Source organism: Mycobacterium gordonae (assembly GCF_001417955.2).
GTDB classification, from domain to species: domain Bacteria; phylum Actinomycetota; class Actinomycetes; order Mycobacteriales; family Mycobacteriaceae; genus Mycobacterium; species Mycobacterium gordonae_B.
This window is the reverse complement of the sequence record NZ_LKTM01000223.1, coordinates 100,439-115,608: the sequence shown is the minus strand read 5'-3', so window position 1 is coordinate 115,608 and position 15,170 is coordinate 100,439. Positions and strand designations below refer to the sequence as shown.

Here is a 15,170-nt window from a genome sequence, read left to right as displayed (position 1 = left end):
CACTACACTTTGTACCGTCGGCAATATTCGTTATTCGGGCTTGGAGAAAGCTTGGAGGCAAGCCCCATGAGCGCAGCGTAATCGGATTCCCACCCCCTAGGGATGCTCACCAACGATCCCGTTCACGTTCATAACCTGTTCACAGCCACTGCCCCACATCCGAATGGAGAATATGTTCGCAAGGGAACAACGCAGCGGGCCGGGCAGGGGGTTCCCTTGCGACACTACCGAACCTGCCCCGCCAGCACCCGACCTCGATCCCTGGGGGGCATCGTGAGCCTGAACACCGACGACACGCCGACGGGCCCGATCGTGGGCGCGCGACCGGCACCTCCCGGCCCGGCGGGCGCCGGCCGGCCCGCCCCGGGTCCACAGCCTCCCGGCTCCACCGCGCAGCGGCGCAACTCGCTCCGCGACATCGCCGCCGTCGTCCTGCTTCTGCTGGCGTTGGTGTTCCCCTGGAATCTCTACTTCGGTCTGGGAATCCCGCACAGCAGCCTGGTGTGGTGGGGGCTGCTCGTCCTGGCAACCCTGCTGTCGCTGGTCTCGATCCTGGTAGCGCGCGGACGATCCGACGGAGGTTCGAGCGCGCGGTTGCGGCTCATCCTCAACATTCCCTACCTGGTGCTCATCGTGGGTTTCGTCCTCTACGACGTGGCCGAGTCGATCCTGCAGGGCGGCACCACGGAGGTACCGGGTGGCGTCGGGCCGGGCGGGTGGCTGGGCGCCGCGGGCGCACTGCTGGCCGCGCAACCGGCGTTGATCCGCCCCCACCTCGAAGAACAGCACTACGAGAGGTGGCTGCGCGGCGCCCGGCTCCTCGGCTACATCTCGATGTTCGGTGCGTCGCTGAGCGCTGGATTCAACCTGTGCTGGCGGGTGCGCTACGCACTGCAGAACGCGGGTGGCTCGGAGGCGTTCGGCACCCGCAACACCACCGTCATTCTCAGCGCGGTGGTGTACGGCGTGGTGGCGCTGACGGCGGTGCTGGTGGCCTCCCGCTGGATCCTGCGCAACACCCCGGCGTCCCGGTTCGCCATCTTCGCCCTGGGCGTCTCGTCGCTGCTCGCCGGGATGCTGGTGTGGGCCCTGCCCGCCGGCCGCGAGATCGACGCGTTCCACGGCATCGCACAGAACACCTCGACGGCGGGCGTGGGCTATGAGGGGTATCTGGCCTGGACCGCGGCAGCGGCCCTGTTCGTGCCGCTGACCCTGTTCAGCCGGCCTGAGGTGTACCGGGACCGGGAGGTGTGGCGCAACGCGATCCGCAAGGGCCTGACGTTGATCGTCGTCTGGTGCTTCGGTTCGGCGCTGATGCGGATCACGGATCTGCTGGTCGCGGTGCTGCTCAACTACCCCACCTTCCCGTACAACTCGCTGACGCTGGCAACCTTCGACGTGATGACCGCGGCGCTCGCGCTGTGGCTGCGCGTCAGGCTGGCGTCCGGGGCACTGCGGTCGCGGTTGATCACGGCGTTGAGCGGGCTGGTCGTCACGCTGACGGTTTCCCGGGTGATCCTGGGCGTCGTGCTGGCCCCGCGCTTCGAGCAGGGCGGGTCCGTCAGCCCGGTCTACGGCAACGATCTGGCGCAGCAGATCACCAGCACCTTCGACGTGACGCTGTGTGGTCTGGCCCTGTTCATCCTCGCGGCCGTCATCGTCGCGGCACAGATCCGCAAGCCGCGGCGCCGGCGCCGGCCGGCCCAGCGTCCGGTCGCCAGAACCCGGCCCCCGGTGCCGATCCCCACCCGTCCCGGCGCTCCGCCGCCTCCGTCGGAGGCCAGGACCACGCGGTTCGGGGCTGCCCCGACCGAGCACGATGCTCCCACCACGGTGCTGTCCGCGCCTGGGCCCGCGCCGCGGATCTTCCGGTCCAGCGAGACCACCGGGCCGGTGCGACCGAAGATCTTCCGGCCGCCGAACAACCGTCAGTAAGCCGGCTACCGCAACGGAGCGAACGCGAACTCGCGCAACCCCTCCATCGGTTCCACCGCCGCCCGGAAACCGAGGATCTCGGCCGCTCGGGCGGGATCGGCGACGATGTGTCGCACGTCCCCGCTGCGGTACTGCCCGGTGACGACCGGCGACAGGTCACCACCCCGCGCGCGACACAGCGCGTCGGCCACCTCCCGGATCGCGATGGGGCGCCCGGAGCAGACATTGGCCGCGGTGAACCCGCCCGGATCCGTGTCCATCGCGGCGAGGTTGGCGGCGGCGATGTCGTCGACGTGCACGAAGTCACGCATCTGCCCACCGTCTTCGAAGACCCGCGGCGGTTCACCCTTTTCCAGTGCCGACCGGAAGATGGCCGCCACCCCGGAATAGGGCGTGTCGCGCGGCATGCCCGGCCCGTACACGTTGTGGTAGCGCAGCGCGACCACCGAACCGCCGGTGGCCTCCGCCCACGCCAGCGCGTAGTGCTCCTGCGCGGTCTTGCTGGCCGCGTAGAGGCTGCGAGGGCGCAGCGCGGCGTCCTCGTCCACCAACCGCCAGCCGACCGGTTCACCGCAGCGCGGGCAGCGGTGCTCGAAGTTGCCGGCGTCCAGGTCGCTGCGTCGCCGTGGCTGCGGGTCGACCAGTCCGTGCTCACCGCACTCATAGCGACCCTGCCCGTAGACCACCATCGACGACGCCAGCACCAGCCGCGACACTCCGGCGGCGTACATCTGCGCCAGCAATACCGTGGTGCCGTAATCGTTGTGGCCGCCGTACTCGGGCGCATCGGCGGCGTTCACCCCGGCGCCCACCATCGCGGCCTGGTGACACACCACGTCCACCCCGGCCAATAGCGGGGCGAGGGCGTCGGGATCGCGGACGTCGACCCGACGACAACCCTCCGGTAGTACGGCATCCGGACCGTGCGCGGCGGGCAGCAACACATCGGCGCCCACCACCTCATGACCGGCGGCCCGCAGCGCAGCGTCCACCCGCGATCCGATGAATCCGGCCGCTCCGGTCAGCAGCACCCTCATGGCAGCTCGAAAGGCAACGGCACCCCGGCGTGCTGCAGGCAGTGTGTGCAGGTGCGCTCGGCCGCGACGCGACCGATCGCGGCGCGCACCAGTTGCTTGAACATCTCGATGTTCTGCCCGAACTCAGCGAACACATCGACGCCCTTCACGCCTTCACCAACCGCCACCCCGGCATCCACGTCGGTGATCAAAGCTATTGCTGCATAACATAATTCGAGTTCGCGGGCGAGGATAGCCTCCGGGTATCCGGTCATGTTGACCAGGCTGAACCCGGCGGCGGCGAACCACTGACTCTCCGCCCGGGTGGAGAAGCGGGGACCCTGGATCACCACCATGGTGCCGCCGTCGACCACGTCGGGCAGGTCGGTGACCGCGGTGCGCAGCGTCGGACAGTACGGGTCGGCGAAGCTGGTGTGCACACCGCCGGTGTCGAAATAGGTGTCCGCCCGGCCGCTGGTGCGGTCGACGAGCTGGTCGGGCACCACCACCGCGCCCCGCTCGATCCGGGGATTCAGGCTGCCGACCGCACAGGGCGCGAACACCCGCCGAACGCCCAGCGCACGCAGCGCCCACATGTTCGCCCGGTACGGGACGGTGTGCGCCGAGTACTCGTGCTTGGCGCCGTGGCGCGGCAGAAAGGCGACCTCATGCCCGCCGACGGCGCCGATCGTGATCGGTGCACTGGGTTCACCCCAGGGGGTGTCCGGCTGGACGGTTCGGGTGTCTGAATCGAAGAACGTATAGAAGCCGGTACCGCCAATCACTCCGAGCACCCGCGCAATCTTATGCATAGGGCAGGATGCGGTGGTGGCCAGTTTTGCCCAGTGGATCTCCGGAGCGCGCCCGCGCACGCTGCCGAACGCGGTAGCCCCCGTGATCGCGGGCACCGGCGCCGCGGCATGGCTGCACGGCGCGGTGTGGTGGAAGGCGCTGTTGGCGCTGGCCGTGGCGCTGTCGTTCATCGTCGGCGTCAACTACGCCAACGACTACTCCGACGGCATCCGCGGCACCGACGACGAGCGGGCCGGACCGGTGCGGTTGGTGGGTTCGCGGCTCGCGGCCCCGCGGGCGGTGCTGACCGCGGCGCTGGTGAGCCTGTTCGTCGGTTGCGTGGCCGGGCTGGCGCTGGCGCTGGTCAGCGCACCGTGGTTGATCGCGGTGGGCGCCGTCTCGGTGCTGGGTGCCTGGCTCTACACCGGAGGGTCGCGGCCGTACGGCTATTCGGGGCTGGGCGAGGTCGCAGTGTTCGTCTTCTTCGGCCTGATCGCGGTGCTGGGCACGCAGTACACGCAGGCTCTGCGGGTCGACTGGGTGGGCCTGGTGCTGGCGGTGGGTATCGGGGCGTTGTCGTCGTCGGTGCTGGTGGCCAACAACCTTCGGGACATCCCGACCGACACCCAGTCCGGCAAGATCACGCTGGCGGTGCGCCTGGGCGACGGCCGCACCCGTGTGCTCTACCACTCGCTGCTGGTCGTCCCTGGTCTGCTGACGCTGGTGCTGATGCTTGCCACCCCGTGGTGCGCTGCGGGTCTGGTGGCCGCGCCGCTGGCCCTGCGCGCCGACCGCCCGGTCCGGTCCGGCCGCGGCGGCCGGGAGTTGATCCCGGTGCTGCGTGACACCGGCCTGGCCATGGTGGTGTGGTCGGTTGCCGTGGCCGCCGCGCTGGCGTACAGCGGGCACGCCTAGAGTCGATCACGCCCCGGCGGCATAAGGGAAGGTGCGGCGGCGGCGGGAAGGACGCGGTACATGACGGAGATCGCCACGGTCAGTGGCCCCACGAACGTCGGCCTGCTCAGTGTCGGGGCATACCGTCCCGAGCGCGTCGTCACCAACGACGAGATATGCCAGAACATCGACTCGTCGGACGAATGGATCTACTCACGCACCGGAATCAAGACGCGCCGGTTCGCCGCCGATGACGAGTCCGCCGCTTCGATGGCGGCCGAGGCCTGCCGGCGCGCCCTGAAGAACGCCTCGCTGTCGGCGTCCGACATCGACGGCGTGATCGTCACCACCAACACCCACTTCCTGCAGACCCCGCCGGCCGCCCCGATGGTCGCCGCGGCGCTCGGCGCCAAAGATGTTCTCGGCTTTGACATCTCGGCCGGGTGCGCGGGGTTCGGCTACGCGCTGAGCACGGCGACCAACCTGATCCGCGGCGGTGGCGCCCGGAGGATGCTGGTGGTCGGCACCGAGAAACTGTCCCCCACGATCGACATGTACGACCGCGGCAACTGTTTCATCTTCGCCGACGGCGCCGCGGCGGTGGTGGTCGGCGAGACACCGTTTCAGGGCGTAGGGCCGACGATCGCAGGCAGCGACGGCGAACAGTCCAGCGCGATCCGGCAGGACATCGACTGGATCACGTTCGCGCAGAACCCCAGTGGCCCGCGCCCGTTTGTGCGTTTGGAGGGCCCTGCGGTATTCCGTTGGGCGGCCTTCAAAATGGGCGATGTCGGCCGTCGGGCACTGGAGGCCGCCGGCGTCGGGCCCGATCAGATCGACGTCTTCGTGCCGCACCAGGCCAACACCCGGATCAACGACCTGCTGGTGAAGAACCTGCAGTTGCGGCCGGACACCGTCGTCGCCAACGACATCGAGCATGCCGGCAACACCTCGGCGGCCTCCATCCCGCTCGCCATCGCCGAACTCATGGACACCGGGGCGGCCAAACCGGGCGACCTGGCCCTGCTGATCGGCTACGGCGCGGGCCTGACGTACGCCGCGCAGGTCGTCCGGATGCCGCTGCACAGCGACTGATCGCTAATCGTCCCCGTCGGGAGCAACGGTCTCGCCGCGCAGCCGGGCCTGCAACTGCTCCCGCTCGCGGCGCCGGCGCTCACCGGCCGCCGCGAGTGTCGCGGTCGCGTGCCGCCGCAGCGGGCTGAAGACCCACATGCCCAGCGGCATGGAGATGATCAGGCCGCCGAGGGCGGCCACGAACAGCGGGAAGTCAGCCACGCCGAGCAGGCGCGCGAGCCCGTAGATTCCGGCGGTGACAACCACGAAAAGCAGCAGTCGGGCCGCCACGTACAGCAGGACTGCGACGACGCCGCGGCCGGCGGCGGAACGGTCACCGGTGTTGTCGTTAGGCGCTTCTGGCACAGCCTGAGCCTACGGCGCGGGTATATTTGCCCAAAGGAGGTGTCGAGTGCTTTACCTGCTCGTCGTCCTTGTTCTGGGGACGTTGATCTATCTCGGCTGGCGCGCGGCGCGGTCGCAGACCAGCCCGCCGAAGACCCGCGTCATCGGGCCCGACGACGATCCGGAGTTCTTGCGACGATTGGGCGATAACAAGCCGCGCTAGACGAAGTTCGGGTTGGACCGCCGCTGGTCGGCGGGGAACCCGTCGGCGACTACCGCAGCCAGCTCCGCGACGGCCTCGCGGGTATCCCGCTTCAACCGGTCCAGGCTGATTTCGGCGCCTTCCTCGAGGTGGGGATCGAAGGGGACCACCCGCACCGCGCGGCACCGCCGCGCGAAGTGGTCGATCACCTTGTCCATGTCGACCTTGCCGGAACGGGAACGCACCGCGTTGATCACCGCGACGGAGTTGCGCACCAGGTCCTCGTAACCGTGGGCCTCCAGCCAGTCCAGCGTCGCCGAGGCACTGCGGGCGCCGTCGATGGAGCCCGAGGCGACCACGATCAGCACATCGGACTTCGCCAGGACCGCCGACATCGTCGAATGGAGCAGGCCGGTGCCGCAGTCGGTGAGCACCAGACCGTAGAACCGCTCGAGGATGTCGATCGCCTTGGTGTAGTCGTCGCCGTTGAAGGCCTCCGATACGGCCGGGTCACTCTCGGAAGCCAGGATTTCCAGGCCGTCCGCGTTCTGCGAGGTGTAGCTGCGAACGTCGCTGTACCGGTCGATGCTGTCGGCGTCGCGCAGCAGATGGCGCACGGTCGCCGGGGTCTCCAGCGGAACCTTCTGGCTCAGGGTCCCGCGGTCCGGGTTGGCGTCCACCGCGACCACCCGGTCGCCGCGCACGGACGCGAAGGTGGACCCCAGGGACGCGGTGATGGTCGTCTTGCCGACGCCGCCCTTCAACGACAGCACCGCGATCCGGTAGCAGCCGCGCAGCGGCCGGTTGATCTGGGCGACCAGGTTGTTGTGCCGGGTGGCGCGGGGACCCTCGCCGAGATTGATCAGCTGACCCGACATCACGTAGAGCGCGCGACGCCAGCCCTCCGATGGCGGCGGCTTGACCGGTCGCAGCAGGACTGTCGTGGACAGTTCGGGGTAGGGGGCATGCGGTAGCGGTTCCGGGCGGAACTGGGGCCGCTCCTCCTGGGTACCGGCGGTCTGGGCGTTCTCCGGCGGACCCGGGTAGTAGGCGCCGTAGGCCGTCGGGTCCACCCGCGTGACACCGGTGACCGGCCCCGTCGTCGGGCCGGCGTCCCACTGCGGACGCTCGAGCTCGGCGGTCTGGTACGGCGCCGGGCCCGGCTCGGGGGCGGCGCTGCGCCGTTCGGTGCGGAACCCGCTGAACGCCCGGGTCGGTGCCTCGCCGACGGGGTCGGCGGCCGGTTTGAACTCTGCGGTCGGCTGATCCGGACTGACGTTGGGGCTGCCCGCGCTCTCTCCATTGCCCGGGTGAACCCGCGGCGCCCCCGCGCCCGGCGTCGGATGCTCTGACACTCCCACTCCCCCTCTCTCGCCTGTCTGGCCCTGGGTCAGCCGACGCCCGCGTAGGAGTGCAGGCCGACCGTCACCAGGTTAACGAAGAACAGGTTGAAGACCATGGCGACGAATCCCACGACGTTGATCCAGGCGGCCTTGCGATCCCGCCAACCCGCGGTTGACCTGGCATGCAGGTACGCGGCGTACACCACCCATGCGATGAAGGACACCGTTTCCTTGGGGTCCCATCCCCAGTAGCGGCCCCACGCTTCCTCCGCCCAGATCGCCCCGAAGATGACCCCGAATCCGAACACCGGGAAGGCGAAGATGGTGGTGCGGTAGGCGATCCGGTCCAGCGTCTGGGCGTCCGGGAACCGCTGTACCAGCCGCGGGAGTCTGCCTTCGGCTTCAGGGTCGCCGAACCGCGACGTGCGCAGCAGGAACAGGATGCTCGCGATGCCGGCGACCATGAACACACCCGAGCCGAGACTGACCACCGAGACGTGGATCGGCAGCCAGTAGGACTGCAGGGCGGGCATCACCGGTGCGGCGTTGGCGTAGAGCCACCGCCCGGAGACGGTCAGCAGGATCAGGATCGGCAGCAGCAGGAACACCCACAACGGCCGGTACTGCGGGCGGCGCAGCACGACAGCGCCGGCGATCAATCCGGACATGCAGGTCAGGTTGATGAACTCGTACATGTTGCCCCAGGGCACCCGCATGGTGGCCAGCCCACGCAGCACGATGCAGGCGAACAGCAGTCCCATGCCGAGGTAGAGCACCGCCAGGCCGGCTCGACCGACACGTTCGTCCAGTGGCCGGCCCGGCGTCTCGGCTACGATCCCGGGCGCGGCGCTGTCGGTGGTCACCGTCCCGGCGGCCACGGCCACCGGTTCCAGCTTGCGGGCGCGGACGTAGGCGAGTTCGTAGGCCAGCAGCAGCAGCGCCACGACCAGTGCCACCACGGCCGACGTGAACGCCCAGTCGGAGTACCGGGCCAGGCCGATGTTGATGTGCTGGGTGTTCATGTGACGTCCACTTTCGTTTCGGCTCGCTCGGCAGCTGGGACTTCGCCGAACCCGGCCACCAACCGCTCGGTCAGCCGCTCGAACTCGTCACCCCATCCGGAGTTGTCGGTGCGCGCCAGACCGCCCAATTCGACGTCAACCGTATCTGGTGTGCCGGTGACCGGCGTCAGGCGAACCCACACCCGGCGCCGGCGCACCAGCAGCGACACCAACAGCCCGGCCATCATCGAGATGGCGAACACCAGTACCCAGATCTGTCCGGGGTCGTGCGAGACCTGCAGGTTGACGAACGGCACGGCGCCGTCGAAGCGGACCGTCGTGCCGGCCGCGGGGCCCTGGTCGATCCGCACCTGGTCACCGACGCGCAGATTGACCCGCTTCTCCTTGGTCAACCGGCCCTGTTCGATCAGGCGAGGGTCCAGGTTGAACAGCGACTGGGGCCGTCCGGTGTCCAGGCCGGTGTCGCCCCGGTAGATGTCGATGGCCACCGCCGGGTCGTTGAGCGCCGGGAACCGCGACGACAACAGCGTGCCGTCGAGCTGTTCGGTGGGCGCCAGCAGTCCCTGGATGGCGATCTCGTGTTGCCGGCGCTCCTCGGCGGTGGGGTAGCTGCCAGCCGGCGGATCGATGCGCGCCACGCCGGAGGACAGCAGGGTCTGCGGGTTGTCGGGTCGCCACTGCACGGTCGAGGTGCGGGTCTGGCCGTTGGGGAACGTCACGGTGAAGGTGGGCGCGTAACCGTGCCCCTGCAGGTAGACCCGGTCGCCGCCGATGCGCAGCGGGTGGTTGACCTCGAGCCGGTAGGGCCGCCAGGTGTTCGACGTCAGGTCGTCCCCGGCCTGGTATGCGATGTCGGCGGCGAACGAGGTGGCCTGCCCGGACGGGAGGTAGTTGGCCTGGAAGTTGTTGACCCGCAGGCAGATCGGGTGCAACGAGGTGCCGTCGACGGTGTTGCCGGCGCGGAACGAGTCGAATGCCGCCGGCGACGCCGAACAGAATCCCGGGCCGCCGTCGGCGATGACGATCACGTTGCCCTCGTAGCCGAACAGCTTGCCGGCGGCGACGGCGACCAGCAGACCGAGCAACGAGAAGTGGAAGACCAGGTTGCCGAACTCGCGCAGGTACCCCTTCTCGCCGGAGACCTCGACGGTTGCGCCGCTGCGCCTGACGCTGGTGCGCCAGCCCCGCAGCCGGTCGGTGACGGTCGTGGCCAGGGTCTCGGGATCACCGAACGCTCGGGCTTCGGCGTGCTTGGGCAGCCTGGACAGGTTGCGCGGCGCGGCCACCGGGTGGGCCCGCAGGCTACGGGCGTGTTCGAAGATCCGCGGGGTCAGGCAGCCGACCAGCGACACGAACAGCAGCACGTAGATGGCGGTGAACCAGAAGCTGGAAAAGACGTCGAAGGCCTGCAGCTCGTTGAGCCACGGCCCGATCATCGGGTGGGTGTGCAGGTACTCCTCGACCTTGCCGGCGTTGAGGCTGCGCTGCGGCAGCAGCGCTCCGGGAATCGCGCCGAGGGCGAGCAGGAAAAGCAGGACCAAAGCGGTGCCCATGGACGTCAACGACCGCCAGGTGTTGCGCACCCTCCCCGCGAGCGCCCTGGGCGCGAACAGACGCGCCATCAGATCGGCAGCCTGACATCGGAGACGAAGGCGTCGCGCAGCCACGACACGAAGTCGTTCCACACCCCGGTGACCAGCGCCGTGCCGACCGCGATCAACAGCACACCGCCGAACACCTGGATCGCCCGGGCGTGGCGGCGCAGCCAGCCCAGGCCGGCCATCGCGCTGGCCGAGCCGAACGCCAGCAACACGAACGGGATACCCAGCCCCAGGCAGTACGCGATCACCAGCGCTATCCCGCGGGCCACGTTCGCGCCGTCGGTCGCCGAGGCCACGGTGATCACCCCGGTCAGCGTCGGCCCCAGGCACGGCGTCCAGCCGAGCGCGAACACCGCACCCAGCAGGGGCGCTCCCGCAACCGAGGTCAGCTGCCGTGGGCTGAACCGGGCCTGGCGCTGCAACGCCGGGATCAGCCCGACGAAGACCAGGCCCATGACGATCGTCAACACCCCGCCGACGCGCTGCAGCAGCATCTGATTGGTGATCAACGCGGTGGTCATGCCGAGCACGACGACGGTGCCCAGCACGAACACCATGGTGAAGCCGGCGACGAACAGCGCCGCCGACCCGGCGACCCGCCAGCGCGCGGCCGGCGGCGCCTTCAGCGTGCCGGGGCTGTCCGCCTCGTCCACCCCCACGACCGCGGCCAGATACGAGAGGTAACCCGGCACCAGCGGCACCACGCACGGCGACGCGAACGACACCAGGCCGGCCAGCAGGCAGGCACCCAGTGCCACCACCAGTGGCCCGGCGGAGGCGATGTGGGCGAAACCGGTCACTGCGGTCCCGAACCGGCCGAGGGCCCGCCGGCACTCTCCGCGGCGATTCGCTGCACCACCGGCAGCAGATCCTCGGCGAGCAGTTCACGCAGGAACACCGCGGCCACCCGGTGCTGGCGGTCCAGCACCAGCGTCGACGGAATGACGGTGGTCGGATACTTGCCGCCGAAGGCGATCAGGGTGCGCATCGGCGGGTCGTAGATCGACGGAAACGTGACGTGCCGGTCATTGACGAAATCCTGGGCCGCCTCGCGGCTGTTGTCCCGGACGTCGATCCCGAGGAAGGAGACGCCGGAATCGCGGGTCGCGTCATACACCCGCTGCAACTGCCCGATTTCGGCCCGGCACGGGCCGCACCACTGGCCCCACACGTTGATGACGACGACCTGGCCCGGGAAGTCGTTCAGCGACAGGGTCCGCGAGGGGTCGGTCAGGCTGGGCCCGGACAGCGGTCCGGGGCGGCCGCGGCTTTGCGGCGGGTCGTAGAGGATGTCGGTCTTGCCGCCGGGAGAGACGAACTCGAAGGTGCCGCCCTGCGCGACCGCGTCACGTCCGGAGCAGCCCGTGAGCAGCCCCGCCACCACCGCCGCCGCGATGAACCAGCGCCCTACCTTCATCCGGCCGCCGGTTCCGCGTATTCGACGTCGACCAGCCGGTCGCCGTCATAGACCAGCGATGTCACCGACGCCAGACCGCACTCGCGCCGCCGCGGGTCGTGCCAGAGCCGACGGCCGGTCACGTGCATGCGCAGCGTCCACACCGGCAGCTGGTGACTGACGCAGACCACCTCGTGGCCCGCGGCGCGCGCCCGCGCCTTGTCCGCCGCCGCCGCCATCCGGGCCGCGATCTCGCTGTACGGCTCGCCCCAGGACGGGGTGAAGGGATTGCGCAGTTGCCACCACACCCGCGGGTCGCGCCAGGCGCCGTCGCCCGGGCCCACCTTGCGGCCTTCGAAGAAGTTCGCCGACTCGATCAGGTCGGGATCGGTGTCCACCGGCAGGTTGTGCCGGGCGGCGATGGGTGCGGCGGTCTCCTGGGCCCGCTGCAGCGGCGAGGCGACCACAGCCACGATGTCGCGGTCTGACAGAAAGTCCGCGACCGCGGCGGCCTGCGCGGCGCCATTGTCCGAGAGGCGGAAACCGGGCAGCCGGCCGTAGAGGATGCCGCTGGGGTTGTGCACCTCGCCGTGCCGTATCACATGGACCCGGGTCTGTTCGGCCATCAGGGTTTCTCCTCCTGTGCCGCGGCTGCGGCCGCGGCGGGTAGCGCGTCGGCGATCCGCTCGAAGGCGCTGTCGTCGAGCGCGGCCGAGACGAACCACGCTTCGAAGGCACTGCACGGCGGGTAGACGCCAGCGTCGAGCAGGGCATGAAAGAACGGGGCATAACGCCAGGTCTGGGTGGCCCGCGCGGCGGCGAAGTCGGTCACCGGCGCGTCGGTGAAGAACACGCTGAGCATATTGCCCGCTCGCTGAATGACGTGTGGCACAGCGGCATTGGTCAGGGCGTCAGCCAACAGCGCGGCCAGCCGGTCGGCGTTGGCATCCAGGGCCGCGTACACCGAGTCGTCCGCGGCGCGCAGGGTGGCCAGCCCGGCCGCCATCGCCACCGGGTTACCCGACAGCGTGCCGGCCTGATACACCGGCCCGAGCGGGGCCAGCCGCTCCATCACCTCGACCCGGCCGCCGAACGCCGCCGCGGGTAGGCCGCCACTCATCACCTTGCCGAAGGTGAAGAGATCGGCGGCCACGGGATCGATTCCGTACCAACCACTTCGGCTCACCCGGAAGCCGGTCATGACTTCGTCGGAGATCAGCAGCGCCCCATGTTCGCTGGTGACCGCCCGCAGCCCCGCGTTGTAATTCGGTGCCGGCGGGACGACCCCCATGTTGCCGGGGCTCGCTTCGGTTATCACCGCGGCTATCTGGTCACCGGCTTGGGCGAAAACCTCCCGCACGGCGTCGATGTCGTTGTAGGGCAACACGATCGTGTCGGCCGCGGCCGCTCCGGTGACTCCCGGCGAGGACGGCAGCCCCAGGGTGGCCACGCCCGAACCCGCGTCGGCCAGCAGCGCGTCCGCGTGCCCGTGGTAGCACCCGGAGAACTTGACGATCTTGGGCCGTCCGGTGAAGCCGCGCGCCAGCCGGATTGCGCTCATGGTGGCTTCGGTGCCGGAGTTCACCAGCCGGATCCGCTCGACGGGAGCGACCCGGCCGATGATCTCGGTGGCCAGCTCGGTCTCGGCGGGCGTCGGGGCCCCGAATGAGAGTCCGTGGGCGGCGGCCTTGCTGACGGCGTCGACGACGGCCGGGTGTGCGTGGCCCAGGATCATCGGGCCCCAGGAGCAGACCAGGTCGACGTAGGTGTTGCCGTCGGCATCGGTGAGCCGGCAGCCGTGGGCCTCGGTGATGAACCGCGGAGTTCCGCCCACCGCGGAGAACGCCCGCACCGGCGAGTTCACCCCGCCGGGTATCACCGCGCAGGCGTCGGAGAACAGCTGCGCCGAGGCGCGCACCTGCGCGGTTGTCTGGTCGATCCCCATGCCGACCAGTGTCCCAGCCACGCCGACAGGTTCAACTACAGGGTGTAAGAGTTACGTCATGCAACTTCCCCAAGGACTGGCCCGGTTCAACCGGCGTGTCACCAACCCCATTCAGCGGATGTGGGCCGGCTGGATCCCCCTGCACGGCATTCTCGAGCATGTCGGCCGCCGCTCCGGCACCGCCTATCGCACCCCGTTGGCTGTGTTCAACGCCGAGATCGACGGCAGGCCCGGGTACGCGATCCTGTTGACCTACGGCCCGAACCGCGACTGGCTCAAGAACATCAAGGCCGCCGGCGGCGGCCGGTTGCGTCGCCACGGCAAGACGGTCGGCGTCACCGACCCGCGGGTCGTCAGCAAGGCCGAGGCGGCGCCGCACGTGCGCAGCGCCCCGCGGGTATTCGCCAGGCTTCCGTTCGAGGAAGCCGTGTTGCTCACTCGAAGCGAGTGACGCATCTCACCGAGATCCGGGAGCGTGCGGTCGCACTCCGCGGGAGTCCGGCGAACGCGCTGGTGAATTTCTCCGGGCACACCGTGTCGCTGGTGGCGCTGATCGGTGTCCACGACGGCAGACGGGTGGCCGGGATCGCCTTCGATTCGATCGGCCGGTTCGCCCAGAGCGGGATCCTGCGGGACCGGATGATTCCGCGGGTGCTCGCCGCGGCCCCGGACACCCTGCTGGACGACTCGGGACGGCTCGACCCGGCGGCCGTGCTGGCCTGCGCGCTGCGGGACGAGAAGCCGGGCGGACACGGCGACCGGGCCGCCGCGGCCGCCGCGCTGGAACTCGCGTGCTGGGATCTGAACGCCAAACTCGTTGACGAGCCCGCCTGTGCGACCATCGCGCGCCGGTTCGGGCGCGAGCCGCTGGCGTCGGTCCCCGTGTACGCCGCCGGCGGGTACTACTACCCGGGAGCCGGCCTGGACACGCTGCGCGATGAGATGCGGTCCTACCTCGACCTCGGCTATGCGGCAGTGAAGATGAAGATCGGCGGGGCGCCGATGCCGGAGGATCTGGCCCGGGTGGAGGCAGTCATCGACGTCATCGGCGACGGCGCCCGTGTCGCGGTGGACGCCAACGGCAGGTTCGACCGTTCCGCGGCCGTCGAGTGGGCCGAGGCCCTGGCGGCCTATCGCCTGCGCTGGTACGAGGAACCGGGCGATCCGCTGGACTTCGCATTGAACGACGCTGTTGCCCAGCAATACGACGGTCCGATCGCCACCGGGGAGAACCTGTTCTCGGTGCCCGACGTCGTCAACCTGGTCCGGTACGGCGGCATGCGCGCGGACCGCGACATCTTCCAGATGGATGCCGGGCTGAGCTACGGGCTCGGTGAATACGCCAGGATGCTCGAGGTGCTCGAGTCGCACGGCTTCGACCGCCGGTTCGCCTATCCGCACGGCGGACATCTGATCAACCTGCACATCGCCGCCGGACTGGGCCTGGGCGGGTGTGAGTCCTACCCCGGCGTCTTCCAGCCGTTCGGGGGCTACTCCGACGGCTGCGCACTGCTCGGCGGCAGGATCGCGCCGACGGACGCACCGGGCTTCGGGCTGGAGCGCAAGAGCGGCCTGGCCGAGGCGATCGTCGAGTTGACGGCTTAG

16 protein-coding genes are annotated in these 15,170 nt (G+C 69.7%); 6 read left to right on the top strand and 10 right to left on the bottom strand.

What is annotated here, in order from left to right:
- The first annotated feature begins 417 nt into the window (after nt 1-417).
- Nucleotides 418-1,935, top strand: a complete 1,518-nt coding sequence (locus tag AO501_RS16695; RefSeq protein ID WP_231752523.1) for a hypothetical protein — start codon at nt 418-420, stop codon at nt 1,933-1,935.
- Nucleotides 1,936-1,940: 5 nt separating this feature from the next.
- On the opposite strand, the gene AO501_RS16690 is transcribed toward AO501_RS16695, so the two are convergent.
- Together AO501_RS16690 and AO501_RS16685 are read right to left on the bottom strand one after the other, a co-directional pair.
- Entirely contained in the window at nt 1,941-2,972 is a 1,032-nt protein-coding gene (locus tag AO501_RS16690; RefSeq protein ID WP_055578751.1) for an NAD-dependent epimerase/dehydratase family protein, read from the bottom strand.
- Nucleotides 2,969-3,763, bottom strand: a complete 795-nt coding sequence (locus AO501_RS16685; protein WP_055578750.1) for an S-methyl-5'-thioadenosine phosphorylase — start codon at nt 3,761-3,763, stop codon at nt 2,969-2,971. The genes AO501_RS16690 and AO501_RS16685 overlap by 4 nt, the downstream gene beginning before the upstream one ends.
- Before the next feature lie 16 nt (nt 3,764-3,779).
- On the opposite strand from AO501_RS16685, the gene AO501_RS16680 reads away from it, so the two are divergent.
- Both AO501_RS16680 and fabH read left to right on the top strand, forming a co-directional pair.
- Nucleotides 3,780-4,658, top strand: coding sequence for a 1,4-dihydroxy-2-naphthoate polyprenyltransferase (locus AO501_RS16680; protein WP_055578899.1), 879 nt, complete (start codon nt 3,780-3,782; stop codon nt 4,656-4,658).
- A gap of 60 nt (nt 4,659-4,718) precedes the next feature.
- On the top strand, nt 4,719-5,732 hold the full coding sequence (gene fabH / locus AO501_RS16675) for a beta-ketoacyl-ACP synthase III (RefSeq protein ID WP_055578749.1): 1,014 nt from the start codon (nt 4,719-4,721) through the stop codon (nt 5,730-5,732).
- A gap of 3 nt (nt 5,733-5,735) precedes the next feature.
- Here fabH and AO501_RS16670 read toward each other — a convergent pair whose 3' ends face one another.
- A complete protein-coding gene (locus tag AO501_RS16670; protein ID WP_055578748.1) occupies nt 5,736-6,077 on the bottom strand; it encodes a DUF4229 domain-containing protein in 342 nt (113 codons plus the stop codon).
- A gap of 46 nt (nt 6,078-6,123) precedes the next feature.
- Here AO501_RS16670 and AO501_RS37285 point away from each other — a divergent pair, with 46 nt between their 5' ends.
- On the top strand, nt 6,124-6,279 hold the full coding sequence (locus AO501_RS37285) for a hypothetical protein (RefSeq protein ID WP_120791670.1): 156 nt from the start codon (nt 6,124-6,126) through the stop codon (nt 6,277-6,279).
- Here AO501_RS37285 and AO501_RS16665 read toward each other — a convergent pair.
- Genes AO501_RS16665 through hemL form a run of 7 tightly spaced genes read right to left on the bottom strand, consistent with a single transcriptional unit; the run spans nt 6,276 to nt 13,565 of the window.
- Complete coding sequence (locus tag AO501_RS16665) at nt 6,276-7,613, bottom strand: MinD/ParA family ATP-binding protein (protein ID WP_371934974.1); 1,338 nt, start codon at nt 7,611-7,613, stop codon at nt 6,276-6,278. The two genes, AO501_RS37285 and AO501_RS16665, sit on opposite strands and share 4 nt — an antisense overlap.
- A 35-nt stretch (nt 7,614-7,648) precedes the next feature.
- Nucleotides 7,649-8,623 (bottom strand): c-type cytochrome biogenesis protein CcsB, encoded by a 975-nt coding sequence (gene ccsB, locus AO501_RS16660; RefSeq protein ID WP_055578746.1) that lies wholly within the window; start codon nt 8,621-8,623, stop codon nt 7,649-7,651.
- A complete protein-coding gene (gene resB / locus AO501_RS16655) occupies nt 8,620-10,245 on the bottom strand; it encodes a cytochrome c biogenesis protein ResB (protein ID WP_197419873.1) in 1,626 nt (541 codons plus the stop codon). The genes ccsB and resB overlap by 4 nt, the downstream gene beginning before the upstream one ends.
- Nucleotides 10,245-11,024 (bottom strand): cytochrome c biogenesis CcdA family protein, encoded by a 780-nt coding sequence (locus tag AO501_RS16650; RefSeq protein WP_055578745.1) that lies wholly within the window; start codon nt 11,022-11,024, stop codon nt 10,245-10,247. The genes resB and AO501_RS16650 overlap by 1 nt, the downstream gene beginning before the upstream one ends.
- Entirely contained in the window at nt 11,021-11,641 is a 621-nt protein-coding gene (locus tag AO501_RS16645) for a TlpA disulfide reductase family protein (protein WP_055578744.1), read from the bottom strand. The genes AO501_RS16650 and AO501_RS16645 overlap by 4 nt, the downstream gene beginning before the upstream one ends.
- Entirely contained in the window at nt 11,638-12,246 is a 609-nt protein-coding gene (locus tag AO501_RS16640; RefSeq protein ID WP_055578743.1) for a histidine phosphatase family protein, read from the bottom strand. The genes AO501_RS16645 and AO501_RS16640 overlap by 4 nt, the downstream gene beginning before the upstream one ends.
- On the bottom strand, nt 12,246-13,565 hold the full coding sequence (gene hemL / locus AO501_RS16635; RefSeq protein ID WP_055578742.1) for a glutamate-1-semialdehyde 2,1-aminomutase: 1,320 nt from the start codon (nt 13,563-13,565) through the stop codon (nt 12,246-12,248). The genes AO501_RS16640 and hemL overlap by 1 nt, the downstream gene beginning before the upstream one ends.
- 58 nt (nt 13,566-13,623) lie before the next feature.
- Between hemL and AO501_RS16630 the strand changes: the two genes are divergently transcribed.
- Together AO501_RS16630 and AO501_RS16625 are read left to right on the top strand one after the other, a co-directional pair.
- Entirely contained in the window at nt 13,624-14,016 is a 393-nt protein-coding gene (locus AO501_RS16630) for a nitroreductase family deazaflavin-dependent oxidoreductase (RefSeq protein WP_055578741.1), read from the top strand.
- Nucleotides 14,013-15,170, top strand: coding sequence for an enolase C-terminal domain-like protein (locus AO501_RS16625; protein ID WP_055578740.1), 1,158 nt, complete (start codon nt 14,013-14,015; stop codon nt 15,168-15,170). The genes AO501_RS16630 and AO501_RS16625 overlap by 4 nt, the downstream gene beginning before the upstream one ends.